This window comes from Flagellimonas zhangzhouensis (genome assembly GCF_900102925.1).
In the GTDB taxonomy this organism is placed as follows: domain Bacteria; phylum Bacteroidota; class Bacteroidia; order Flavobacteriales; family Flavobacteriaceae; genus Flagellimonas; species Flagellimonas zhangzhouensis.
Genome location: NZ_FNKI01000003.1, coordinates 69746 through 95043 on the forward strand (window position 1 = coordinate 69746; position 25298 = coordinate 95043).

Sequence of the window (25298 nt, forward strand, 5' to 3'; positions counted from 1 at the left end):
ACATAAACTTACCCACCAGCATTTCTTTTGACCTCTTTACTCTTAAAACGAATCAAAAGATTATCGATATCCTCACTTATCTTGGACTCCACTACCCTAGCGTAAATTTGTGTAGTGGAAAGCTTGGTATGTCCCAAGAGTTTGGAAACCGTTTCAATGGGAACATTATTGGAGAGCATTACCGTAGTTGCAAAAGTATGTCTGGCCACATGGAAGGTCAGGTTTTTATCAATACCACATGCATTGGCAATTTCCTTTAGATAGGCATTTGTCTTTTGGTTCGAACTGATGGGCAATAGTCCTTCATTCGGCCCATCCAGATCATACTTTTCCAAAATCGCACGTGCCTGTGGAATCAAGGGAACCTTGACCGGCTTATCAGTTTTTTCACGTTTCGTACTTATCCATTGGTTTCCATCGATACCCTTGACAATATTATCCTTGGTAAGTTCCTTTACATCCACATAGGACAGCCCGGTATAACAGGCAAAGACAAAACAGTCCCGTATCTTCTCCAAACGTTCATTCTTCAGTTCGTAGCATTCCAAGTGTTGCAGTTCCTCTTCATCCAAGAACGCTCTATCATATTTGTTATACTTTAATTGGAACTGATTGAAGGGATTCTTTTCCATCCACTCCAATTTTACGGCAAGGTTCAAAATCTTCTTGAACCTTTCCAGATGCTTCATGACACCGTTGTTCCCCAGGGATAATTTCTTATCCGAGCCTCTGTAATTTCTAAGATAGTGCTCAAATTCCGTGACAAAGGCATAGTTCAATTGCTTGAGATAAACATCGCCAACCTTACTTTCCTTTGATAAAAACCTGTCAAGGTACCGAGCAGTGGTATAGTAGTTTTTCATGGTACCATATTTTAAGACAATGGACATCCTTTCATTGTGATAGGAGACAAGATCCCTCAGCGTCTTGTTCGTATCGTCCTCACCAAGATAATGTGACTTGATAGCCTCTGCGGTAATTACCCGGTTCTCTTGCAAAAGTTCCTTATGGCACACCAACAATGCTCCGTACACGCTGTCCATGTAAGAATTCAGTTCCCTGATCGGTTGGGAACTTCCCTTGACCCGGTTTCTGGCATTGTCCCAATTCTTTGAGGCCACGTTGCGTTTGAGACTGATCTCTGAGCGTTTTCCGTCCACGGTAATACGGACATAAATGGATAATTGATTTGGAACGCTCCTTGATTTTCTGGTAAAGAAGACTACCGCGAAAGTGTTTTTTGCTTTCATGTTAAAATGACTTTGGTTAAACAACAATTGTTCATCGAAAGTCAAATCGTGCCCAAAAGCTCTTTAAAGATAGTACATTTCAAATAAAAGGTTGTACACCGAATTGCACACCTAATTGCACACCTACTATTTGGTTTCAAATGATATCAAATAAATGCACAAAACGAAAAAAGCACTGAAAATCAATTGATTAACAGTGCTTTTATTTTTATCTATTGCTAGATTTGTCGGGGTGGCAGGCCCATCCCTTGAAACATAAATAGTTGATTTTCATTATTTTACACCGTTAACTAAGACCAGTTAACCGAACCCTGAACCGTGTTCAAATCGGCACATTCAGAGGCAAAACTTATGGGAGTTCCACACCACTAATTTAGGCATTTTTTTATAAGCAATCTTTTGCTGTTTCAATGAATCATGTAGTTTGTCTGAAACATCGGGTTGCGCACTGTTATTAATAGGTAAAAGTATACAACTATGTATTTTGAACAGGTCTTTATGTAAGTAAATTCGTAACTTGTCCAGTTAGAGGTTCCCCTTATTAGATTCAATAAAACCTTTTTATATGCTTTCAGAGGATTCAGGCAAAGTACAAGTGTTCAAATATCTAGAAGGAATTTTCACAGAATTGGAACAGCAAAAGATTGCTTTGGACAAATCTGCAATCGTGGCCTTTACGGATATCAAGGGAAATATTACGTATGTCAATGACAAGTTCTGCGAAATATCACAATATTCACGGGAGGAACTGTTAGGCCAAAACCACCGCATCATCAACTCTGGTTACCACGAGCCCAAATTTTTCCGTAATCTGTGGAAGACAATAGCCCGTGGTAATATTTGGAGCGACGATATTAGGAACCGGGCCAAAGATGGATCTTATTACTGGGTCGCCACAACGATTGTTCCATATCTCGATGCTTCGGGCAAACCTTACCAATACGTCTCCATACGTTTTGACATTACCAAACAAAAGAATCAAGAACTGGAGTTGATGCGCAGAAACAAACAATTGGAGGATTTCTGTTTTATAGTATCGCACAATCTACGCGCACCCCTATCCAATTTATTACTATTGACCTCAATGATCCAGGAGAGTGATGATTCAGAAGACCAAAAAGAGTTAATAGAAAGACTTGTGAAACCGGTTCATCTTTTAAACGATACCTTCAATGAACTTGTGGAATCCCTACAGATTAGGCAGGATACCGAAATAGAAAAGGTGAACCTTAATTTCAAAGACTGTTTGGAAAATACCATGGAAGCTTTGAACGTCGAGGTGCTGTATCCCGACATTGAGGTTCACCATGATTTCGATGAAGTGTCGAATCTAAGGTACCCCAAGAAATACCTTGACAGCATTTTTCAAAACTTGCTCAGCAATGCCATAAAATATCAGTCTCCTAAGAGAAAATTACGGATACGAGTAAAAAGTTACCAAAAGGATGGGAGTGCCTGGCTGGAGTTTGCTGATAATGGCCTTGGAATCAACATGGATGTACATGGCCCTAAATTGTTCGGTCTTCGAAAGACCTTCCACGACAATCCAGATGCCAAGGGATTTGGGCTATTCATTACCAAATCCCAAATTGAGGCTGTCGGTGGTATGATATATGCGGAAAGTACACAAGGTAGGGGGACCACTTTTTTTATAAAATTTAATGCCAACTGACCTTATGAAAACAATCGACACCCTTTATTTGATAGATGACGATGATACCTATCAATTTATAGTCCAAAAGACCTTGAACAGTTTGAACCTGATAAATTCCATAAAGATTTTTTCCAATGGAAAAGCTGCCATTGATTTTTTGGAGGCGACACTTGATGATATTGCTAAAATTCCAGATGTGATCCTTTTGGATCTAACCATGCCCATAATGGATGGTTGGCAGTTCTTGGAGCACTACTTGCGCTTTCGACCAAGAATCGGCAAAAAGGTGGTGATTTATGTGGTATCCTCATCAATCGACCCTCGTGATATGCAACGTGCAAAATCAATCAGCGAAGTTACGGATTACGTCGTCAAACCATTGTCCAAATCCAAACTAATCTCTATGCTCCATGAAAGTCTTAAATCCTAAATGGTATTAAAAAATTTCTGTGTAATTGGGGTGTTCAGTAACTTAAGAAATAGAAATTAAAACAGCTGATGAAAGAAAATTGTGGCAGGCCCATCCCTATGAATATAAATAGTTGATTTTCATTGTTTTACACCGTTAACTGAGACCAGTTAACCGAACCCTGAACCGTGTTCAAATCGGCCCATCCAGAGGCAAAACTTATGGGAGTTTTACACCACTAATTTAGGCATTTTTTTGATAAGCAACGATTTATGGTTCAATGTATCTTATTGATATAAAATCAATTCCTTTTTACCATGAAAAAGCTTGCCATATTTCTTTCATTAACTTCTTTAATTATGAATCAGTCTTGTGATAGCACGGATGAAGAAATTGACCTTCAGGGTAACAACCTTTTTGAACTCCAGTACATCAATGCGGGTATGTCGGGAAAAATCATCGAGAAGAAGGACTTGGAGTTTAACGAATTCATTGAGCTTTCTTCTGACAATCACTTTGTCAAAAGAAGGGTATACCCTGATAGCACCAGTATTGCAACAGGCAGTTATACTTTGATTCAATCAGAAGACTCGGAGTACTATGAATTTGAGTATGAAGAAGAAAGTTATTTAATTCAAAATTGTGCAGGCTCACTCCAAGAGCAAATTTCAATTATAAGTCAGAAGGAAATATTTAATGGAGGTTACCTTCCATGTGACGGCCCAGGTTATGGATATAGATTGGTCAACTGATACCAAAACATTGCAAAAAAACTGCGTTTTATTTTATTTTATTTATCCAAGTCAGATTCTGATACTTTCAAAAAGGATTATTCAAACAATTTTACAAAGTATTGAAAGTACTGGGCAGTATACCAGCCACACCGGGACATAGCATGGTAAAGCCCCAAATAAATGACTAAATTTATCTCATCTATGCTAAAATTTAAAGTGGCTCTGATTGGCTGCTTTTAGTGATTCTCGTTATTTATCCCATCCAGATTATCTATACTTTTTGATTTAATTATAATTCTGAGAATATTTACTTTATTGCTATTTTTAGAAATGACAGAATAATCTGAATAAATAGTTGTATTAAGTATGTTAGATCAATCATTCTCACAAGAAAACTTCAAAAAGATATTTGAAATTGAAAATCGAAGAGGAAATTTCGAAAAGACTTTTTATTCAGATCAATTCCACAGACTCTCTGGAGAATTAAAAAAACAAAGGGCAATTATAAAAGCATTCAAAGGCAAGGGAGGGCAAGATGATGACTCTCTCGCTAAACTTATAGATGAAAAAAAAGAAATAGAAAAAGCAAAAAAAAAATGAACTTGAAATAATCTTGGAGAGCTATTCAACGAATGTTAATAGGAATGATTTTAACTTTAGTATGTCAAAAGTCTTGCACCAGCCCAGCGGTAAAGATATTTATCCTTTGGCCAAAGAACCAGCATCCTTTTTTGCGATGAAACAACTCCAATTTAATATTCACAGGACATTCGGAGTTAAACAAGCCAATAGGTACCTAATATCCAAGCAAGTTCAAAATCTACTAAAAGATAATTTCCCGAAAATTATATTAAGAACAGACGTTGCAAATTTTTACGAAAGTGTTCCACAGTTCAGGTTATTAAGAATAATCAATAATAATCAATTATTAACTCCAAAATCAAAGAGGCTAATTAAATCATTACTATTCAGTTACAATAACTTAAGTAATCAGCAAGGAATACCTGAAAGGGATCAAGTCGGTATTCCTAGAGGAATCGGAATAAGCGCATATCTAGCCGAGTTATATATGAGAGATATTGATGAAAAAATAAATAGGCTTGATGGAATCACTTATTATGCTAGATATGTGGATGACATAATTGTTTTATTTACCCCTAGTTGGAAACTGACAGAGCCAGATTATATCTCAAAAGTTGAAAACGTTATTCAACAAAGTGGATTGAATATTAATAATGCAAAAACATACTGTCATGATATTCAAAAAGATCAAAGCGAAATCAACATTGAATTCCTAGGTTATATTTTCAAACTTAAAACCTCTGAATATCAAGGAACCTCAATGTCGAAAAGAAAAATTGACAAATATTTAGAGAGAATAAATAAAAGTATTGACAAGTATTTTGAACAATTAGAATTTGCACCTAAAAAGGCATCAAAATTATTAATTCATAGATTTAATTACTTAACAAAGAATACCCGTCTACACAAACCAAAAAAGGGGTTGGTTGGAATTTATTACTCTAATAGCTTAATAGAGCAAGACTGTGGTGATCTTTTATTTCTAGATGAAGAATTGCACAAGATTGTTGATGCAAAATTACCAGTATCACAATTTCCAAAATTGAATCAAAAATTGAAAAAATACAGTTTTAATGATGGTTTTGTAAACCGAAGCTTTTTTAACATCAACTCGAAAAAGAAAAATATTTCCGATTTAAGGCCAATCCGGCTTAAGGAGAACAAAAAACTGACGAACAATTTTGAAAGAGTAATCTCAATTTGGAAATAATGAGAAAAGGAAAAAAAATACCCCTAAGTTATTCTATTGAAAGAGCCGTTTTAAGTGATGTATTACCATATGAAACACCGATAATTTTTTCAAATCGTCACTTTTATGAATTCCTTGTCAAATACAAAATCAAATATTGTGCAGAGGAGAATCAATTCACTTGGATAAATTGTAAAGATGAGAATATTATAAAAGAGATCATTTCGATAATTTTTGATGCACATGGTGTTTATGAGGCTAACAAAAAGAAGCTAAACTCAAATGAATTAAGAAAAATACCTTTTCATTATAAAATTGCTCATAAGGAAAATGATTTTAGAGATTTGGCATTACCACACCCTAAATGTCAAATTGAACTTGTTTCATTTTACGAAGAGTTTAAAGAGTTAATTCTACACTACTCTAAACAAAGCTCCTTTTCGATAAGGAGACCTGCAAGTATCGCAAAGTTTGTTTATTCAAACACTTCTGCTGGTAAAGATGGAAAAGGAGATGAAGAGGATATGATTGAAGAATACAACAAAGAATATAAGAGTTTGAAAACTTTTTTTACCTATGAGAAATATTCAAATGTCTACAAATTCTACGAAGATTATATCTATCATAGAGCGGAGAAAAAGTTCAATAGATTATTAAAGTTTGATTTGGCTAAATGTTTCGATAGTATTTACACACATTCATTAGCATGGACACTTTTCGACAAGCAATTTGTAAAGGATAATTTGGATAAGATTCCCAGTACTTTTCCAGGCAAATTTGACGCCTTTATTAGTGGAGCAAATTATGGAGAAACCAATGGTATTTTAATTGGCCCGGAATTCTCAAGAATATTCGCTGAATTAATTCTACAAGGTATTGACAAGAAAGTTGAATCGGATTTAAGTCGAAAGAAAAAAATACATAAAATAGATTATGAAATCTATAGATATGTGGATGATTATTTTCTTTTTTACAATGAAGAGGAAACTAAGGAAATCATACTTGAGACTTACAAAGTAAGCCTAAAAGAATATAAAATGTCCTTCAATGACTCTAAAACAATTCCTTATGAAAAACCATTAATTACAGAAATAACAATCGCAAAAAACAAAATACTTAATCTTGTCCGTGAAAACATTGAATTTAAAATAAGAAAAGAGAAGGATAAAGAAGATAAATCATTTCCTAACAATGTTCCAAACCAAGATGACCTTAAGCCCGAGAAAAAAATCAAGGTAGGAGATGTCAAAATTAGATGCAACTCAAACAAATTAATTACTGAGTTCAAAACCATTGTTGTTGTCTCGCATGTTTCTTATAAAGACATCATGAATTTCACGTTAGCGGTCTTCAAAACTGTTTTAACGAGGAATATTAAAAAATATCAGAAACACAAAAGGGCAATGTTAAAAAGACAATTGAGCGGAAACCTATCTGAAAAGGAGAAAAGAAAACTTGCCAAACAAGAATCTAATTTCACTGAATACACAATTGAAATGCTCGACTTCATATTCTTTTTATATGGTGTTTCTCCAAGGGTAAATTCAACAATTAAGCTAGTAGGTATGTTGTCTATAATTATAAAAACCTTTAAAAAGAAAACTAAAGTTAAATCGGATGAGGCAAGATATTCTCTATACTACCAATTTTTCCAAATAAATCAGGAAAAAATATTCAAGAAGATTTCTGATGAGATTATTTTGACTCTTGATCGAAATAAACTTAGGGAGCATGTACAAATAGAGACGCTATATTTATTAATAATCCTTAAAGAATTGGGGAAAGATTATCGATTAACAGCAAATCAACTAATTAAATATCTAAATCTCGATGAGATTTTGGATTCAGATAATAAAAGTTATGACCCAAAAAGATATAAATTTAAGAACGAAATCAACTATTTCGTTATAACAGTTTTACTTTTTTACCTTAAAGATATCAAGGAATATCGCGGCTTGAAAGTTGTTATAAAAGAATCTATTCGAAAAAAAATAGGGGCAATAAAAAAGGGGCAAAGGACAAAATATTCTGAATTGGTTTTATTGTTTTTTGACTTGATTGCCTGCCCGTATCTTAAAGAAAATGATAATAAGTTTAAAAAAGAAATACTAACTTGTTTTGGTGTTGATAAAGCCAATCACCAAGAGTTTATTAATTTCGTTGAAAGACAACGATATTGGTTCACCAAGTGGGATAACTTTAACCTATTAGAAGAGTTGAATGCCAAGAGTTCATTAGAACCTTATTCTTAAAATAGGACGCACCAGATACAATTATGCAATTTTAAATTGCCACACACAAGCGTTCTAGTATGTCAGTAATTTGACAAAAACAAAGTTAGCTTATTCTGGGGCTAACTTTTTTATTTAAAGTATCTTTTGTCTAAAATGAGTAGGTTCCTTTCAAAGTCATTATTCAAATTAGGGCTTGAGTGCCCTACGAAGCTTTTCTATGCCAATAAATCTGAATATGCTGACAAAAAAAATGAAAGTAGCTTTTTAGAGGCAATTATCCAAGGAGGTTTTCAGGTTGAGGAACTTGCTAAATTTGAATTTCAAAATGGTATTCAAATTACTGGGGAGCCATTGGATTATAACGAATTGGTAATTAAAACCAATAAGCAGCTGATTAAGGAAAATGTTGTGCTTTTTGAACCTGCCTTTTCGTCAATTGACTGCTTTATCAGAATTGACATTTTAGTTAAAAACAACAACCAAGTCCAACTCATTGAGGTTAAATCAAAATCTTATGATTCAAATGATCAATATGCCTTAATTGGTAAAAGGGGGGAGTTAAAAAATGAATGGGCACCATACTTATTCGATATTGCTTTTCAATATTACATTCTAAGTTTATGTCATCCTGAGTGGGAAATTGAACCTTTTTTGTTGGTGATGGATAAAAATAAAGCCTCCACTGTAGATGGCTTAAATCAAATGTTCAAAATATCTCCAAATGGAGGAATAATTATCAAAGAAGGCCTAAAGAAAGTTGATATTGGTAAATCCATTTTTAATAAAGTTGCTGTTAAATCAATCATCAAGGGCATCATTTCGGGTCAACTTAAACATAACTCTTCGGTCTTTCAGGATAGCTTAAAAAAGTTTACGAAAGCATATAAGAAAAATACTAAACTCGTATCACCTTTAAACGTAAAATGCAAAACTTGTGAATTCCATACAACTGATAAATTGAAAAAAAGCGGTTTTATAGAATGTTGGACTCAGAAACTCAGTATATCAGAGAATAATATAGCTTCAGAACCAAAAGTTTATGATATAAATGGCTTCAGGGGTGCTTCAAGGCTAATGAGTGAAGGAAAATATTTTATGCGGGATGTGACTTTAGCCGATATAAAAATAAACTCAAAAAAAGTTGGGCTTTCATTATCAGAAAGGCAATGGTTGCAAGTTCAAAAAGTTAAGAAAAAGGATAAATCATTTTTTTTAGATAAAAAAAACTTAAAAGCTGAAATATCCAAATGGAAATTCCCTTTGCATTTTATAGATTTTGAAACATCAATGACCGCAATTCCTTTCAACAAAGGAAGAAAGCCATATGAGTTAATCGCATTTCAATTTTCACATCATTTAGTTCAGAAGAATGGAACCATAATTCATAAATCAGAATACTTAAATTCCAAACCCGGAGAGTTTCCAAATTTTAGTTTTATAAGAGCTTTAAAAAAATCATTGGATAAAGACAACGGAAGTATTTTTCGATACTCTCATCATGAAAACACTGTTCTGAACACAATTTACCAACAGTTGAAAAAATCAGATGAAGACGACAAATCGGAATTGTTAGGCTTCATAGAAACTATTAGTCATTCAAATAAAGGACAAGCTACAAATAATTCTGGGTGGATAGGTAGTAGGGATATGATTGATTTATGTGAATTAATAAAACTTTACTACTATGACCCATCCACGCATGGATCCAATTCGATAAAGGATATACTACCTTCAATCCTCAGCAGAAGTGAGTTTTTAACGAATAAATATAAACAACCATTAAATAGAATTGATTTAACAAGTAATAACTTTAAATCCAATGATTGCATTCTCCATTTAAGCCAAAATGGGCAAATTATAAATCCATATAAAATGCTCCCAAATATATTTGAAAATTGGAATGAAACTGATTTAGATAAGCTGATTTCCGATATTGAAGGAATCAGTGATGGTGGTTCGGCAATGATAGCTTATGCTAAGCTACAGTTTGAAGAAATGACAATTATGGAAAGGGCAGAAATAAAAAATGCATTACTAAAATATTGCGAGCTGGATACTTTGGCCATGGTAATGATTTACGAGTTCTTCAGTGAAAAAATAAGTGTCAATTAGGGTAAACTCAACCCTTTCTTTTCAAAATTTGATTCACTGGATGGGTCGGAGGATTGAGACCACTAAAAACAGTAAAATTGAACCACCCTCGATTCAGCATTTTGCAATCAAATCTTGTGCTTTTCGTATAAAAAAAGCTTTTGCCCTTCAATTGCTTTATTCAACTTTTTTCGGATCTTTTGTTGATTTGCATGTTGCCTATATCCTTTATCCAATGTAATAGATTGAATATAAAATTGGAATTCTGCTTTTTCATTTTGTTTGTCTTCGTAATCAGAAAAAACAAATTCGACAACACAAGAACCGTTTCCTTCGGAAAGTTTAAACTTATATCTGATAGTTAAAGAACTAAAAACAATCTTAGAATGATATTCCTTCTTCGATATAAGCATATGTCTTTGTAATGCCTCTCCTTGAATTCTTAATTTGTTGATGCCATCCAAAAAATCCTTAATTTCTTTAGGTGGATCCTCCTTTAAATCCGGTCCAACTGTCAAATCAGTCAGCTTTACAAAATCCATACTACCATGAAATGCATCTGTAAATCCAAATAAGAATTGTATGCGATTCTCGTTCAAAAAATGGTTAAACTGAATTCTTTCAAAATCATCTTCGTTTCTAACGTATCCATTGTCTTTAAAGTGTGATTTCAGATTCTTTAATATATTCTCCCCCAACTCATTAGTTTCTTTTGCTGTATGAGTTTTTGTCAGTACAAGCTGTATGTTGTCTGAAGCCGTTTTTTCTAATATTAGACTTCCCTTGTGTCTGGTCTTTCTCTCATCCCACCCTTTGGTATTATTCTCTCTCTCAATAATATATTCAAGTTCAACCCTATTAGAGTTACCATCAATTTTTTTGAACTGTGGAGAACCAAGAACTTTGAAGGTTGGCTTATATGCAGTACTTTCTTTAATAATTTTATTGATATTAAAATCTTTTGGAATTGCTTCAAATAAATCAACATCTTTTTTCCAAGGCAACTTTAACGTTCTATACTTTTCATTATCTTCCTTCGAAGATTGCATTTCAACTAACTCTTGAAATTCTGATGGATCGAGAATAAGTTTCATCAAAGTCGGCACGGTAGTGTTTTTTTCGTAATCGCCTAAAAAAACACCTTTATTTTTCAAAAGGGATTTGTGGTTAGAAACTGATAACTCAGAATGAGCTATTAATACCCTAAGACTATCACCATATGGCAAGAATGTTCTTTTGTCCTCTTCCATTAAACTTAAATATTTCTAAAATCTAAATTATAGTTAACTATTTCAATCTGGGACCTAAAGCTATCATCAACAAACTCCATTAAGATACTATTTACGGAATCAGAATTACTAAGCTTGTTATAATCAGGAAAGCCAATTATTGTTTTTGTGGTTGCTTCCAGATGATTAAAACTTTTAGCTAGACCAATAATTTGAATAAGTTCATCTTCATCAAATGGTTTGCGACAAATTAAAGTAAACAAAACTCCTTCATTTATAGTTTTAATTCGAATTGGAAGTATATCATATGCAAAAAAGTCCATTGGAAAATATTTACCAAAACCTTCATTGTGCTCAGGAAAAATATTTCTACCTGTTCTTGGGTATACAAAATCTAAGCTTTCTCGGCCATACTTATTTTTTAAAATTTCTAGAACATTAAAAATAAATGCTAAACGACTATTGTCTACAAATAGGATTTTATCAAAAAGCAATTCATCGCCTTCGAATTGAGATTTTGAAATTTCTGGTAATAAATCCGCATTCTTAGAATTTTCATTGTCTGACAACCAAAATAGAACACCCGTTATTGTGGTCTTGTCAATATCCGAAGCTTTACTTTCTATACCTGATTTTAAATCGGTATGTCCAAAGCATTGTATTGTCCATGCTAGTTCCTTAAAAAAATCTCTAAACTTACTTCGGGGAGAGTTTGGGTATTTATCTTTTGTGTATTTAACTGAAATTACCCCAATGTCCAAGACGGTATTTTCAAGCGGATTTTTGTAAGAGACCAAACCATCTATTCCATGGGTTTTCCGCTTTTTACCCTTTTTAATGCTATGATCTAATTCATATGAGCAGTCTATGGGTAGGTTTGTTCTGTAATACGGATAGCCTAATAAGTCTTTAAAAAGGTATTCAACTATTTCTTCACCTCTTTCTCCAATTTCTTTTGAATATTCTCCCATTTCCCGGATTGAAAATTTATTAAGTAATTTACTACCAAAATATTAAGAAAACTTAAAACCCTGAAATTTGTTTTTAAAAAAGGTGAGAATTAATTTAAAAAGGCAGTTAACCTCAGATTTGGAAAATAGACAATGATTAAGATATTTTCTTTGACCTGATTGTGATTTCAAGTGTCAGCAATATGAATTGACCCTATTTTAAAGATTGACCATCAAAATATGCACATTATTGGAATTTCCATATTCTACCATCAGCCGTATATCTCCGAATAATCATTTACAACTATAATCGTAACTCCTAAATTTTGTAGTCCTTTATTAGAGTAAGCTTAATTAAGATAATCCTTTCTTAAGAGCCTATTGTTGTTTTCAGGCTTTCAAATAAGAGAGCCCACGCATTGTATATGCCACTAGCATTTAGCGAGTGTCATTGACCTCACCTTACGGGTGTACAAGCACCCTCGACCATTCTATTCAATCAATAATTAATTCAAGACCTGCTTTCTTAGCTTTGTATTCTATTTTGGTCATCAAATCATAATAGCTCCAATTTCTTAATACAAATTGCTCCTCTTTAGCAATCTCAGTTTTTTCCTCTTGATTCAAAAGTATGAGGGTTCCTGCTCTATGTTTAACACAAAAATCAATCAATCTTCGGCTATAGACATGCAAACGGTTATGGACATATTTACGTTCCGTTTGACCAAGTCTGTCAACTGCCTTTAGTTTTCTTTTGATGCCTTTACCCGATTTAGAATAAGTTGCCCCAATCTTTGCCCGTCTATGTGCCGATTGTATAGCCAGTCTTCTGTATAGAAACTCTTCCTTTGTGCCAATGGTAAGCCTTGCTTTGCCAACCTTTACGACAATAGGATATTCAAGGGACAAAGAGGCTTCTGCAATAATCTCCGGTCTTAGGTCATGCCTTTCTTTTTCAATTTCGAATACCGCCAATAAGAAAATCTTGCCATCCTTTAGCTTGATCTGTGATGTGCACAGTTTAGTCTTACCCTCCACTACCCGCTCCAACAATATCCGTTTATCCGTAAAATCCTTTCCCAAGTAGGTTCTAAAGGGAATCCGAAATAAACGAAAGCAAAAGGCGTTTTTCTCTTCATTATAGAGTAATCCACTCAATCCCTCCAAATCAAAGGGAAAGGCCATATCCCTCCTGAAGTTTTTTAAAGATCGTTCACCGTTCCAATACTCCGGTCTGTTCTTCTTGAAAGATGAAATCAAGGCCTGGTTCAAATTGGACAATATGTTTGTAGGGATTTCGCCTTTAAAGCGGTCTGATACGACCCGATAGGTAGTGTTGATCCTGGAACGATTGAGGATTCCTTGTTCATCTTTCTTTTCGTCAGCCAATTTATATTTTGTACCCTCTGATAGATATAAGAATTCCCTTATCATTTCCTGAACGTATAGATGGGTCACTATAAGGTTGGCCGCCCTAAAGCATCTGTTCTGCCACTGGTAAAGTTTATCCAAGGCCTCTTTTTTCTCCTCTTTTGTAGGGAGGTCGATCAGTATCTGGATTTTTCGAGTAAGTTTTAACGTTGACTTTTCCATGTTAGGCTGATTGCAATTGATGTTTTGCTTCCATTAGCCTATATGCTATCATGAACTCCTGATGCACCTCCTTTTGGGAGATGTTAAGTTCATTTGCTATTTCGGAAAAGGAATATCTTAGTTCACAACGCATTTTAAGCACCTTTGTCTGCTCTTCGGTCATCTCACCTGTGAACTTGATTTCATCTGTCTTGTTGTTATTGGAATCGAGCTTATTTCCTTGATGAAGGATGGTTTTAATATCTTCAATTGCCTCCTTGATTTCTCTACAGGTTTCATTGATGCCTTTTCCCATTGCTTTGGAAATGGCTTTATACTGAAAGCCATATTTCAAACATAGATTGATTACATGCCTTTTGCTGTCATCCAATAAGGGCAGGACACATTTGACACTCTCGAACTTCTCTTGTTCCCCTTCCTGAAGTTTAAAATTGTTATTGTCTTCCGCAGGGTCATACCCAACCATATAGTCTTGGTAATTCTCAAAACTCTCCAAAGAGTGGACTTTCCTGAAAAACTTGTTTCTAGGGCGTGTATAATATGAAATACATTCCCTTTTCATAACAAACCGTAGGAAAAAATAAATGTGCTTGGGTGACTCCAAACTGTCCCTATTTACCCACAACTTCAAGAATACATCTTGTACCAATGTTTCCACAACAAAACCATCATCAAGAAAGCTCTTGCCAAGCCAGAAAATCTGTCTGTGATATTTGGTATAGATTTCTGTAAAAGAGTTGGAACAACCCTTTTTTAGGCATTCATAGCATTCTTCTAGGGTATGGTGGTTTTCCATGCGTTTGTTCATTGGTATTCCTTGGTGTTGGTCAACTCCTCATTCTTTCGTTTGGAATTTTTCCAAGCTGAAATTTTCGTTTAAATTAGTCGTGTAGAAAAGTGTAACCCACCATAATTGATTGTAAATTACCCGAAGTAGCTTGTATTTTACCAAAAGGAGGGGACAACAGAATATTATCAATATCTTTAAGTTATGCCGACAGAGACAAAAACCAATCATATAGGACGGAAGATTGCCCGGATCAGAGAACTCCGAGGAATGAAGCAAGAAACCCTTGCGGAGGAACTGGGAATTAGTCAGCAGAGTGTCTCAACCTTGGAAAAAAGTGAAACCATTGAGGATAAAAGACTTGAAGAAGTTGCAAAGGCATTGGGAGTTACGAAGGAGGGAATTGAAAATTTTTCAGAAGAAGCTGTTTTTAATTACTTCAACAATTTTTATGAAAACAGTGCACCGCAAGGCAATAGTTTTAATCAAGGGCCATACCCTACCTTTAACCCTTTGGAGAAAGTAGTTGAACTCTACGAACGTCTTGTTCAAGCTGAAAAAGATAAAGTCGCTTATTTGGAAAAGCTATTGGACAAGAAATAGCCCGATACTTTGAACCTAATCTTCTTATAAAAGTTTCTTTCAAAAAAGCGAGGGAAACCATGTTTCGCGCTGCAAGCGTCCCAAATTCTTACCCCAACTTTTGCGCATGGATCCTATCGGGTTTTTGTAGTGTTCCGGTAGATAAGCGTGAAGCAAAAACCCGAAAGGGCGCAACCTATTTTTTGGATTTCAGTAGCCATTCCGCTAACAATTCCCCTGACCGTTTTCACTCCACTTGCAAGTGTCTTGATAATCTTGGTTGCCACTTGATTGAATAAAGTAATTATATTTAAGAGCAGGAGAGGTTTGTTCAAAACACATAATATTTTAGTCCGCATTAAATATTCCAAGACCTAAACAGTGAATACGATGTTGATAGCCAGTATCATTTTAATTGTAGGACTGTTGTTGTTTTTTCAACAATGGTTAGAGAAGAAAAAATACCAAGACACTGAATATTTAGGAAATCTAAAGCAGGCCACTAAATTTCTTGCCCACATTCAAGCATTAAACGACTACATAACTTGGGTACAACGAGACCAAATAAAATCAGAATATTCAGCCATAGGACAGTTCTTTGAAAACAAAACCAACTTCTACAAGAAAGAAGAAACCGTTAAACGCTTTAATGAAGTTTTTGACAATTTTGATAACTACATAGCCACCTACAACCGAAACTATGTCGCAACACAAAAAGAAAAACTAAAACAGTATTTCGACAATATTGAAGGAAAAAAGTTGGATGACCAACAACGCAACGCATTGATTACAGATGAATATTCAAATTTAATTATTGCAGGTGCAGGTTCTGGAAAAACCTTAACAATCCTTGGAAAAGTCCAATATCTTATTGAACAGAAAAACATAGGCCCAAAAGACATTTTACTACTGTCATTTACCAAAAAAACAGTTGAAGAATTAAATGAGCGACTAAAAAAGATTGAACTTGATACCGAGGCCACCACCTTTCATAAACTAGGTTACGATATAATCAAAAAATATCATCCTGACACTCCTGCTGTGACCAATGAAAACACTCTAAGTGAAATAATCAGAACATACTTACAATCGGACATTTTTAATGATCCAGAAGCATTGCAATCATATATCCAATATGTTGCTTGTTATATGAACATTCCAGAAGAGCATGACGCATTCGATTCATTCGGTGAAAAATTGGACACAGAAAAAGGAATCGATTTCCATACACTGAAGTCAAAATGTGAACCATTGAATATAGTTGAAAACCCCACACTGGATACGCTACAAGGTGAAAGGGTAAAAAGTGTGGAGGAACTCACCATAGCAAATTTTTTGTACCTCAACGGTATCGAGTATGAATATGAAAAACCGTATCCCTATGGACAAACAATGTACCGTCCAGACTTTTATCTAACTGACCATGATATATATTTAGAGCATTTCGGCGTGGACGAGCATAACCGGGCAAAATGGCTTACCTCCTTTAATGAGCAAAAGTATGTAGAGGATATGCAGCTAAAAAGGGAAACGCATGTAACACATAATACCAAATTATTAGAAACGTATTCCTACTACAATAGAGACAACATTTTGTTGGAAAAGCTTAGGGAAATGTTGGAAATGGAGAACATTACGTTAAGGCCCAGGGATGCTAAAGACATTTATGAAAAAGTATCTGATAATGGCAAAAAATTCGGTGAAGAATTAAACAAGCTAATTGAAAGCTTTATAAACCTGAGCAAATCAAGACAATTGAACCAACAATCGCTGATAAATTTATTTTCTCGTAAGAACAAAATCAAAAGTGATTTTATGCTTGAACGGCAGGAAATGTTCTTAAAATTCGTGATCCCAATTCTTGAAAAATATGATAATGTCCTAAGAGAAAGAAATGAGATTGATTTCAACGATATGATAAATAAAGCTACTGATGTTATAACAAGCAACAAACCTCAATACACATATCGGTATATTATCATTGACGAATATCAGGATATTTCATTTTCACGTTTTAATTTGATCAAAGAAATTCGGGATTTGTCAGGAGCAAAATTGGTTTGTGTCGGAGACGACTGGCAATCGATTTACCGTTTTGCAGGAAGCGATGTTTCCTTGTTCAGCAATTTCGGGAAGTATGTCGGGAAGTATGAGCAACTGGTAATTGAACAGACCTATAGAAATTCACAATCGCTTATTGATATCACTTCGAAATACATACAGAAAAACACCAAGCAGATTCCCAAAAAACCAAAGTCACGGAAAGAACCTTTGGATGACCCTGTTAAATTTGCTCATTATAAACAAGAAGAAATTGAGGATGCTTTCATAAAGCAAATACAAATACTTGTAAACAAATACGGTAATAAATCAATTTTGGTCCTGGGCAGGCACGGTTTTGACATCAACGATTTGATAAAACTAACTCCAAACAGCAAAGTGAAATACTTTGCGAGATCAGGAAAACTAGAAGTAAGAGGCTTTGAGGATGTTGATATCAAGTACCTTACCGTACACAAATCAAAAGGTACGGAAGCAGAGAATGTTATAGTATTGAACCTTAGAAATCATTTGCTCGGTTTTCCCAACAAAATGACGGATGACCCTATTTTATCGCTTTTGCTCAGTGAAGATGAAGGATATAGATTTGCGGAAGAACGTAGATTATTCTATGTTGCATTGACAAGAACTAAAAATGAGGTTATATTATTAATTCCGTCCGAGGCTTCCTTATTTGTAGAAGAATTAATGATGGATAACAATTATTTGTTATCCAATTCAGAAGGAACATTAAATCCTACAAATTGCCCTTACTGCAAAACAGGAAAATTAGTTATCAGACAAAATCAGAGAAACGGTAATCAATTTTTAGGGTGTTCTCATTATCCTAGCTGTAGCCAGACGTTTAGCGATATAGAGATTCTAGAGGACAAATTCCTTTGTCCCGATTGCAAAAGTGGTTTTATGACAAAGAGAACAGGGCCATATGGGAACTTTTTAGGGTGTACAAATTATCCCAAGTGCAGAAGTACAATAAAATTATGACGCTTATTGGATTTCAGTAACCCATGTCCTCACCCGTGCCCCTAGCCTTATCGATAACCCTCGCAAGTGTTTTGATGATCTTGGCCGCCATTTGCACTTTATTGGTCGGGATACTCGGAGCCTTTACCCCCATTGTTTTAAGTAGTTTAAAGGCCATATCCTTTTCCTTCGTTGGCAACGCCATGACCTTGGCAAAGAACTTCCCCGGTTCCTTGGCATGTGCCTTTCTCCCTACATAGGATTCCACATAGTTCCTCTTGAAGCCCGTTGTCCGGTCAAAGGTCTTTTCGGCTGCTTGATAAAAACTGTCCCGATCAAACCCTCTCTTGACCGTCTTCCCGTTCAATTCCACTTCGGATGCCTTATGTTTTGCCATGGGTGAAAGCGTATAGGTGTTGGTTACGTCCCTTCTGCTCACTATGATATGGATATGGGTCTGTGGCCCCTCCTTTTGCATTCCGGCTGCCACCAACTGCCCGTTCTGTTTATGCGGGGCCAATCTTTCCTGCTCTTTGATCCTTTTTTCAAGCTCATTGACATTCCCGATGGATTCGCCCCGTTCCACTTTCCGTATCTCGTTCCTGAGCCTTGCTATTTCCCCTCGGTAGGGTGCATTCTCTTGGACCTGTCTGTCAAAGCCCCTAAAGGTGCGCTCATGCTCTATCTTGGCAAAGTATTTCAAATTCTCGGCCTTGACCTCTTGGTTACGATGGAAACTCTTGGCATAGTCCTCCATGAGTTTCCTGGTGTATTCCCTTAGCATATTTGGGTCATTGCCTATGGCCTGTAATTCCCTTTTATTGGGACTGACCACTATGGAATAGAATTTTGGGTCTTTCTGCCTCAGTTTGGCGGTATTGGCATCTATTTCATCGATGACCGTTTGAGGGCTTACACTGTTGTTCTCTTGGTCAAAGAATTCTTCCCTTTGTTCGGGCAACCTATCCTCGTTTTCCTTTTCCAGATAGTCCACATAGTTCCCTACACTGGAGTTATAGGTACTGCCCATTTTCTGTGCTGAGATGGTAAGGTACATATGCGTTATCTTAATTGATATTTCAGGCTTTCAAAATCCCCGATGCCCATATTTATTTTTAAATAAGGCTTTCCCATCATTGGCTCCACCTTTTCAACGTTGTTGAGGATTTCATTGCAATGCTTTTTATAATCTTTGAATTCTTGCAGTATCCTTTCATGTTCCACTTTTGGAACAGTGTTCCGAGGCTCCAAAAAATCCATTTGCTCTTCCTGTATCTGGACGGGTTTCCGTCTTGGTTTCCTTCCATCCTTTACATAGGCCTCATAAAGTATGAGCACCATTTCATAGGTGGGCCGGATACTGGTCTTCTCCATGTTCTTGATAATGGCGATGAGCCTATCGATTTTTTTCATCATCTGACGCTCCATTTTTTTAATACTGTCAAGGATGATCTTTGTTCCCTCTCCAAAAGGGTCAAGGTTGTTCTCCTTGAAGTATTGTATCATTCCATCCAACACCTCACTATGGGACTTGTTGAACTTTTTGGAATAGCTGCGAAAACGTGTGGCCGTTCCTTTCTTTACGGTGATATTGGAATAACCACTGCTTCCTTTCTTTGTTCTGCCGTTTGTTGATTGCTTTTCCATGGAGCGAATTTTGTTTTTTAGTGAATTTGCGTCAATTTTTTCGTCAAAAATTTCCAGTGTTTACAGGGCCTCCCAAAGGGTTTACTGTAGATTTCGAAAAAGTCTACTGTAGCCCCATATTTTGCACAGGACTCCAAAAAGCATTCAATTAACTGGTTTTCAACTTGTTGAAGACCCGAAAACAACCGTGATGGCGCAATCTGCGCATCACCCTCTTGCTATTCCTTCGTCCCGCAAGCGGGACCGAATAAATACAGACTTATCATCCTTCGGCTGCTTTTTTGGTCTGCATATGTTCTATAAGGTTTTGCATGTCCTCCCCTATCTTATGTTCCAATACCCTGGCATAGATTTGGGTAGTGGTCAATTTGGTATGGCCTAGCATTTTGGAAACGGTTTCAATTGGAACACCATTGGAGAGTGTTACCGTTGTGGCAAAAGTGTGTCTGGCAGTATGGAAAGAAATATTCTTATAAATTCCACAAGCCTTTGTAATCTCCTTTAAATAACTGTTGGTCTTTTGGTTGCTCAATACAGGTAACAACTTTCCTTGTATCAATCTTTCATTGCAGTTTTTATATTTATCCAAGATTTGTTTTGCTTTGGGAAGTAAGGGAACCTTGACCGCCTCATCAGTTTTTTCCCTTTTCGTATGGATCCAAAGGTTCCCATCTATACCGAACCGCATATGATCAATATCCAGTGCCTTTACATCTCCATAGGCCAATCCCGTGTAACATGAAAAAAGAAAGGTGTCCTTGACCCTCTCGTACCCTCTTCCTGAAAATGTTGTTTCCTCAATGAGCCTAAGTTCCCTTTCGGTCAAAAAAGAGCGTTCACTCTTCTTATAATGCTTTTTATAGTTTACAAACGGGTCTTTGTCCAACCATTCCAACCTCACGGCAAGGTTTACCATTTTCCTTAACCGCTCCAAATGTTTCATGGCCCCATTATTGGTACACTTCTTTCCCTTTTGCAGATCGGGCCCATTAATCAAATAGTTCTCAAAATCTGTGATGAACTTATAGTTCAATCGCTTTAAGTTGATGTCTTGAATTCTGCGGGTATGCTCCAAAAACCTTTTGAGATATTTTTCTGTACCATAATAGTTTTTCATGGTTCCCGGGCGAAGCTTACTCTTTTGTGATTCGTAATGATACTTGATAAGCTCCATAAGGGTCTTGTGCTCTTCATCCTGTCCCAGATAACGGGCTTTGATTGCTTGTGAGGTTATAATCTTGTCCTCACGCAATAACTGCTTATGGGTGTCCATGATCTCGCCATACACCTCATCCAGATAGCTGTTCAACAAACGGGCCTTGTGGGTAAGTCCATGGAGCCTGCCCTTATTTTCATCCCATTCATTCACCGAAACATAACGTTTCAAACTTATCTCGGCACGTTTTCCATTGACAGTGATACGGGCATAAATGGTCAATTTTTCAGGGTTGTTGGAAATGTCCCTAGTGAAGATGAGAACCTTTAAAGTGTTGGAATTGCGCATAATACATAATTTTTGGGTTTGACAAAACTGGTTTGCAAAACACCCATAAACAGCGTCAAACTGAAGCTAAATTATGCACAAGAAACGTACCGAACCATTCACCGAACTCTACACCTTTTATATGGTTTTATTTGATATCAGATGAATGCATAAAAAACAAAAAGCACTGTCAATCAGTCGATTAACAGTGCTTTTATACCACCTATTTAGTGGTTCGTCGGGGTGGCAGGATTCGAACCTGCGACCTCCTGCTCCCAAAGCAGGCGCGATAACCGGGCTACGCTACACCCCGAAAATTTTGGAAAAAGCGGAGAGACTGGGACTCGAACCCAGGCAGCACTTACGCGCTGACAGATTAGCAATCTGCTCCGTTACCACTCCGGCACCTCTCCTAATTCTTTTTATGAACGTGCATTCTGAAAATGCGGATGCAAATGTACCTTTTCAGATGTTAGATCGCAACTATTTTTTGAATTTTTTCTCGTATTTTTTCAATGTGCTTGCTATTCAGGATATTCCACCCTCAAGTGATAGATATTGGTGAGTTTAAGTTTGAGCACTTTCTTCACCATCTCGATTTCTTTTAGAGTAATGTTGGCATTTAAAAACTGATTTGCCTGCATTTGCCCCTTCACTATCTTCTCGACAAATTCATCGATTATGGCAAAAGTTGGGTTCTTCAAACTCTTGGATGCTGCCTCAACCGCATCCGACATCATCAGAATTGCAGTTTCCCTAGAAAATGGAATTGGGCCAGGGTATTTAAAACTATCTACATCAACCTCTGGATCCAGCTCCTGCTGTTTTTTAAAAAAGTAATATACCGTAGTTGTTCCGTGATGCGTTCGAAGAAAATCAATGATACGATCAGGAATTTTATTCTTTCGTGCTATTTCAATTCCGTTTATTACGTGGTCAATAATAATCTTTGCGCTCTCCTTGGGCGGAAGATCATCATGTGGGTTAACATTGGTTATCTGGTTTTCGGTAAAATAGGTAGGATTCTCCATTTTTCCAATATCATGGTACAGTGCTCCTACCCTAACCAGCATAGCGTTTGCCCCTATTTCGTTTGCCGCCGCCTCAGCTAAGTTCGCCACTTGCAAGGAGTGATGAAACGTTCCTGGTGCTTTATCGGATAACTCTTTGAGTAATTTTGAATTGGTATCGGACAATTCCAACAAGGATACATCAGAAACCAACCCAAAAATCTTTTCAAACATATAGATCAAAGGTTGGGCAAAAAGCGTCAATAAACCATTGACCACAAATACTCCGAACAATTCCCATTCAATATTATCCAAATTTCCTTCGTGAATGGCATGGAAAGCAAAATATCCTATAATATAGATCAAGGTAATCTGTCCTACCGATATAAAAAGATTGGCCCTTTTATACAGCTCAGATGCCGTTAAAATGGTTACGATACCTGCTATGATCTGTAAAAAGATATACTCGAAGCTGTTTGGCACCACAAAACCCAAAATCAACACCGTAAGTACATGTACAAACAATCCCAAACGGGCATCAAAAAAGTTTTTGAGCACTAAAGGGAGGATACATAATGGCACCACATAAATGTAACTTTCGTAATGCTTCACCATTAAGGTGGTAGCAAGCACCATCAAAAGGATATTGAAAAATATGAAAGTGACCTTGTTGTTGTTAAGAAAGATTTCATCACGGTATCTTTTCAAAAACAAAAACAACATAATCAATACCAATGCCACTAAAATCAAATACCCTAAAAGGATAAAATAGTAGTTGCTTCCCATCCAAAGCTCGGATTCATACTCATCCCTCAACGAAGTCAAAATTTTAAAATCTTCGGCTTCTACAATATTTCCTTTCGCAATAATAAGTTTGCCTTGAGCAACTTCACCACGGGTATATGAAATTTTGGAAAGTTGGTCATTTATTGCACTTTCCGTGAGTGTTTCATTATAAAATAAATTGGGTGCCAAACTATTCTGAATCACCGTCCCTATAGCAGAGGACCCCAACACATTGGCTTGTGACAATGTTTCAGATATCTTGACTTTCGCTTTTTCCAAATTCAAAAAATTGGAAGGAGAAAGTGGTTGCGCTTCATTGTTTTTTACCACTGCAATAGCTTTGGAATCTGGTATTTCCTGAAAAATCCCATCTGTATACACCACATCCACCACCGTTTGTGCTAGATTTAAAAGTTCTGAACGCTGTTGTGGATTATAAGCACTTGTCTGCAAACTGGTATTCAAAGCCTCTCCAACAACCTTTCTCACATTCACCACCACCGAAGCGTCAAAGGTGTAGTAATCCGTTTTATTGGTTCGGATAGAAGTTTGCTCCTCCTCTATTTCTTCTGGTGTTTTTTTAATGGAAAAATCAATGGGAGCATATAAATTCTCGTATTGCCAAGGCTTCCCTTTTTGAAAGTCGTATTTAAACTTGCCTTCTTTTGGAAAGAAGAATACAATCAGGGCCACGGTAACCACGTACAGGAAGTATTTATAAACCAGTGATTGGTGTTTGTAGACGTTGTCCAATGTTTTTCCCATACAGTTATAGTATTGACCTCAAAAATAGAAAATATATATAAGAAGCGGGTTGCCGATTTCCCTTACTGCTTTGCATTTAAATTTAGTATTTTCGCAAGAGTTAAAATGCACATATGAAAAAAGTCGTAATTGTTTCTGCTGCCAGAACACCCATCGGTAGCTTTATGGGATCACTATCCACGGTTCCAGCACCAAAATTGGGGGCAGTTGCCATAAAAGGCGCCTTAGATAAAATCGGTCTTAAACCCGAATTGGTCGAAGAAGTTTTAATGGGGAATGTTGTACAGGCAGGAACAGGTCAAGCTCCAGCCAGACAAGCTGCTATTTATGCAGGAATTCCAAATTCAGTACCCTGTACCACTGTGAACAAAGTGTGTTCTTCTGGTATGAAAACAATTATGCAAGCTGCGCAATCCATTGCACTAGGAGAAAACTCCATTGTAGTGGCTGGCGGAATGGAAAATATGAGCTTGATTCCACATTACGCTTATATGCGAACTGGAACCAAATTTGGACCAACCACTTTGTTGGATGGAATGCAAAAAGATGGTCTGGTTGATGCCTATGATCAAAATGCCATGGGTGTTTGTGCCGATGCCTGTGCCACAAAATATGAATTCAGCCGTGAGGATCAAGATGCTTTTGCCATCCAATCCTATCAAAGATCAGCAGATGCATGGAAAGCTGGAAAATTTGCCAATGAAATAGTTCCTGTTGAAGTACCTCAACGAAGAGGAGAACCCATTGTGGTAAGTGAAGACGAGGAATACAAGAATGTTAAGTTGGATAAAGTGCCAGCACTTCGTCCTGCATTCACTAAAGAAGGTACTGTTACTGCTGCCAATGCTTCAACCATAAATGATGGCGCTGCTGCAGTTGTGTTGATGAGCGAGGAAAAAGCGAATGAGTTGGGGATAAAACCTCTTGCAACCATTAAAGGATATGCCGATGCAGCCCACGAACCTGAATGGTTTACTACGGCTCCCGCAAAAGCATTACCAAAAGCCTTAGATCGTGCAGGGGTATCCATCGACGATATTGAATATTTTGAATTTAACGAAGCTTTCTCCGTAGTGGGGTTGGCCAATATGAAAATTCTAGGATTAAACGATTCCAATGTGAATGTAAACGGTGGAGCGGTTTCTTTAGGACACCCTCTAGGTTGTTCTGGTGCCAGAATCACCATTACCCTGTTGAACGTGTTGGAACAAAATAATGCCAAACTTGGGGCTGCTGCCATTTGTAACGGTGGTGGTGGAGCTTCTTCAATAGTTTTGGAAAGATATTAGTGATTCAATC

19 protein-coding genes and 2 tRNA genes are annotated in these 25298 nt (G+C 36.4%); 10 read left to right on the top strand and 11 right to left on the bottom strand.

Annotated features, from left to right (window positions below; translation table 11 throughout):
* Nucleotides 1-8: 8 nt before the first annotated feature.
* Nucleotides 9-1250 (bottom strand): site-specific integrase, encoded by a 1242-nt coding sequence (locus tag BLQ18_RS13875; RefSeq protein WP_090298217.1) that lies wholly within the window; start codon nt 1248-1250, stop codon nt 9-11.
* A 565-nt stretch (nt 1251-1815) separates the two neighbouring features.
* Between BLQ18_RS13875 and BLQ18_RS17030 the strand changes: the two genes are divergently transcribed.
* The 7 genes from BLQ18_RS17030 (at nt 1816) to BLQ18_RS13910 (ending at nt 10164) form a co-directional block, all read left to right on the top strand.
* Entirely contained in the window at nt 1816-2922 is a 1107-nt protein-coding gene (locus BLQ18_RS17030) for a PAS domain-containing sensor histidine kinase (RefSeq protein WP_175443774.1), read from the top strand.
* A 4-nt stretch (nt 2923-2926) separates the two neighbouring features.
* Nucleotides 2927-3334, top strand: coding sequence for a response regulator (locus tag BLQ18_RS13885; protein ID WP_090298219.1), 408 nt, complete (start codon nt 2927-2929; stop codon nt 3332-3334).
* 338 nt (nt 3335-3672) lie between these two features.
* On the top strand, nt 3673-4065 hold the full coding sequence (locus tag BLQ18_RS13890) for a hypothetical protein (protein WP_139150405.1): 393 nt from the start codon (nt 3673-3675) through the stop codon (nt 4063-4065).
* Nucleotides 4066-4413: 348 nt separating this feature from the next.
* Nucleotides 4414-4647: a hypothetical protein gene (locus BLQ18_RS13895; protein WP_090297841.1), complete on the top strand. Its 234-nt coding sequence runs from the start codon at nt 4414-4416 to the stop codon at nt 4645-4647.
* A 13-nt stretch (nt 4648-4660) separates the two neighbouring features.
* On the top strand, nt 4661-5839 hold the full coding sequence (gene drt3a, locus BLQ18_RS13900; protein ID WP_313795036.1) for an antiviral reverse transcriptase Drt3a: 1179 nt from the start codon (nt 4661-4663) through the stop codon (nt 5837-5839).
* The gene (gene drt3b, locus BLQ18_RS13905) at nt 5839-8070 is read left to right on the top strand and encodes an antiviral reverse transcriptase Drt3b (protein WP_090297846.1); all 2232 of its coding nucleotides are present in this window, start codon (nt 5839-5841) and stop codon (nt 8068-8070) included. The genes drt3a and drt3b overlap by 1 nt, the downstream gene beginning before the upstream one ends.
* A gap of 135 nt (nt 8071-8205) precedes the next feature.
* Nucleotides 8206-10164 carry a DUF2779 domain-containing protein gene (locus BLQ18_RS13910; RefSeq protein WP_090297849.1) on the top strand — a complete coding sequence of 653 codons (1959 nt, stop codon included), beginning with the start codon at nt 8206-8208 and terminating at the stop codon, nt 10162-10164.
* A gap of 107 nt (nt 10165-10271) precedes the next feature.
* Here the strand turns inward: BLQ18_RS13910 and gapS4b are convergent, their stop codons facing one another.
* From gapS4b to BLQ18_RS13930, 4 genes are all read right to left on the bottom strand, one after another.
* Nucleotides 10272-11393, bottom strand: coding sequence for a GapS4b family protein (gene gapS4b / locus BLQ18_RS13915; protein ID WP_090297852.1), 1122 nt, complete (start codon nt 11391-11393; stop codon nt 10272-10274).
* A 5-nt stretch (nt 11394-11398) separates the two neighbouring features.
* A complete protein-coding gene (gapS4a, locus tag BLQ18_RS13920; RefSeq protein ID WP_090297855.1) occupies nt 11399-12343 on the bottom strand; it encodes a GapS4a family protein in 945 nt (314 codons plus the stop codon).
* Nucleotides 12344-12817: 474 nt separating this feature from the next.
* Nucleotides 12818-13915 (bottom strand): hypothetical protein, encoded by a 1098-nt coding sequence (locus tag BLQ18_RS13925; RefSeq protein ID WP_090297859.1) that lies wholly within the window; start codon nt 13913-13915, stop codon nt 12818-12820.
* Nucleotide 13916: 1 nt separating this feature from the next.
* Nucleotides 13917-14723: an RNA polymerase sigma factor gene (locus BLQ18_RS13930; protein WP_245668136.1), complete on the bottom strand. Its 807-nt coding sequence runs from the start codon at nt 14721-14723 to the stop codon at nt 13917-13919.
* Nucleotides 14724-14906: 183 nt separating this feature from the next.
* On the opposite strand from BLQ18_RS13930, the gene BLQ18_RS13935 reads away from it, so the two are divergent.
* Together BLQ18_RS13935 and BLQ18_RS13940 are read left to right on the top strand one after the other, a co-directional pair.
* Entirely contained in the window at nt 14907-15305 is a 399-nt protein-coding gene (locus tag BLQ18_RS13935) for a helix-turn-helix domain-containing protein (protein ID WP_090297862.1), read from the top strand.
* A gap of 369 nt (nt 15306-15674) precedes the next feature.
* The gene (locus tag BLQ18_RS13940) at nt 15675-18329 is read left to right on the top strand and encodes a UvrD-helicase domain-containing protein (RefSeq protein WP_090297865.1); all 2655 of its coding nucleotides are present in this window, start codon (nt 15675-15677) and stop codon (nt 18327-18329) included.
* Nucleotides 18330-18342: 13 nt separating this feature from the next.
* On the opposite strand, the gene mobB is transcribed toward BLQ18_RS13940, so the two are convergent.
* The 6 genes from mobB to BLQ18_RS13970 form a co-directional block, all read right to left on the bottom strand.
* Nucleotides 18343-19365 (bottom strand): MobB family relaxase, encoded by a 1023-nt coding sequence (gene mobB, locus BLQ18_RS13945; RefSeq protein ID WP_090297868.1) that lies wholly within the window; start codon nt 19363-19365, stop codon nt 18343-18345.
* A gap of 5 nt (nt 19366-19370) precedes the next feature.
* The gene (locus tag BLQ18_RS13950) at nt 19371-19955 is read right to left on the bottom strand and encodes a BfmA/BtgA family mobilization protein (RefSeq protein ID WP_090297871.1); all 585 of its coding nucleotides are present in this window, start codon (nt 19953-19955) and stop codon (nt 19371-19373) included.
* A gap of 262 nt (nt 19956-20217) precedes the next feature.
* Nucleotides 20218-21459: a site-specific integrase gene (locus BLQ18_RS13955; protein ID WP_090297874.1), complete on the bottom strand. Its 1242-nt coding sequence runs from the start codon at nt 21457-21459 to the stop codon at nt 20218-20220.
* Nucleotides 21460-21676: 217 nt separating this feature from the next.
* Nucleotides 21677-21751 (bottom strand) — tRNA-Pro (locus BLQ18_RS13960).
* A gap of 16 nt (nt 21752-21767) precedes the next feature.
* Nucleotides 21768-21851, bottom strand: a tRNA-Ser gene (locus BLQ18_RS13965).
* A 111-nt stretch (nt 21852-21962) separates the two neighbouring features.
* Nucleotides 21963-23999, bottom strand: coding sequence for an HD family phosphohydrolase (locus BLQ18_RS13970; RefSeq protein ID WP_090297877.1), 2037 nt, complete (start codon nt 23997-23999; stop codon nt 21963-21965).
* A 113-nt stretch (nt 24000-24112) separates the two neighbouring features.
* Here BLQ18_RS13970 and BLQ18_RS13975 point away from each other — a divergent pair, with 113 nt between their 5' ends.
* Nucleotides 24113-25288 (top strand): acetyl-CoA C-acyltransferase, encoded by a 1176-nt coding sequence (locus BLQ18_RS13975; RefSeq protein WP_090297879.1) that lies wholly within the window; start codon nt 24113-24115, stop codon nt 25286-25288.
* Nucleotides 25289-25298: the final 10 nt, after the last annotated feature.

Coding starts and splice junctions, on each gene's coding strand:
- BLQ18_RS13875 (WP_090298217.1), bottom strand. CDS start 1,250: ATGAAAGCAAAAAACACTTTCGCGGTAGTCTTCTTTACCAGAAAATCA.
- BLQ18_RS17030 (WP_175443774.1), top strand. CDS start 1,816: ATGCTTTCAGAGGATTCAGGCAAAGTACAAGTGTTCAAATATCTAGAA.
- BLQ18_RS13885 (WP_090298219.1), top strand. CDS start 2,927: ATGAAAACAATCGACACCCTTTATTTGATAGATGACGATGATACCTAT.
- BLQ18_RS13890 (WP_139150405.1), top strand. CDS start 3,673: ATGAATCAGTCTTGTGATAGCACGGATGAAGAAATTGACCTTCAGGGT.
- BLQ18_RS13895 (WP_090297841.1), top strand. CDS start 4,414: ATGTTAGATCAATCATTCTCACAAGAAAACTTCAAAAAGATATTTGAA.
- drt3b (WP_090297846.1), top strand. CDS start 5,839: ATGAGAAAAGGAAAAAAAATACCCCTAAGTTATTCTATTGAAAGAGCC.
- BLQ18_RS13910 (WP_090297849.1), top strand. CDS start 8,206: ATGAGTAGGTTCCTTTCAAAGTCATTATTCAAATTAGGGCTTGAGTGC.
- gapS4b (WP_090297852.1), bottom strand. CDS start 11,393: ATGGAAGAGGACAAAAGAACATTCTTGCCATATGGTGATAGTCTTAGG.
- gapS4a (WP_090297855.1), bottom strand. CDS start 12,343: ATGGGAGAATATTCAAAAGAAATTGGAGAAAGAGGTGAAGAAATAGTT.
- BLQ18_RS13925 (WP_090297859.1), bottom strand. CDS start 13,915: ATGGAAAAGTCAACGTTAAAACTTACTCGAAAAATCCAGATACTGATC.
- BLQ18_RS13930 (WP_245668136.1), bottom strand. CDS start 14,723: ATGAACAAACGCATGGAAAACCACCATACCCTAGAAGAATGCTATGAA.
- BLQ18_RS13935 (WP_090297862.1), top strand. CDS start 14,907: ATGCCGACAGAGACAAAAACCAATCATATAGGACGGAAGATTGCCCGG.
- BLQ18_RS13940 (WP_090297865.1), top strand. CDS start 15,675: ATGTTGATAGCCAGTATCATTTTAATTGTAGGACTGTTGTTGTTTTTT.
- mobB (WP_090297868.1), bottom strand. CDS start 19,365: ATGTACCTTACCATCTCAGCACAGAAAATGGGCAGTACCTATAACTCC.
- BLQ18_RS13950 (WP_090297871.1), bottom strand. CDS start 19,955: ATGGAAAAGCAATCAACAAACGGCAGAACAAAGAAAGGAAGCAGTGGT.
- BLQ18_RS13955 (WP_090297874.1), bottom strand. CDS start 21,459: ATGCGCAATTCCAACACTTTAAAGGTTCTCATCTTCACTAGGGACATT.
- BLQ18_RS13970 (WP_090297877.1), bottom strand. CDS start 23,999: ATGGGAAAAACATTGGACAACGTCTACAAACACCAATCACTGGTTTAT.
- BLQ18_RS13975 (WP_090297879.1), top strand. CDS start 24,113: ATGAAAAAAGTCGTAATTGTTTCTGCTGCCAGAACACCCATCGGTAGC.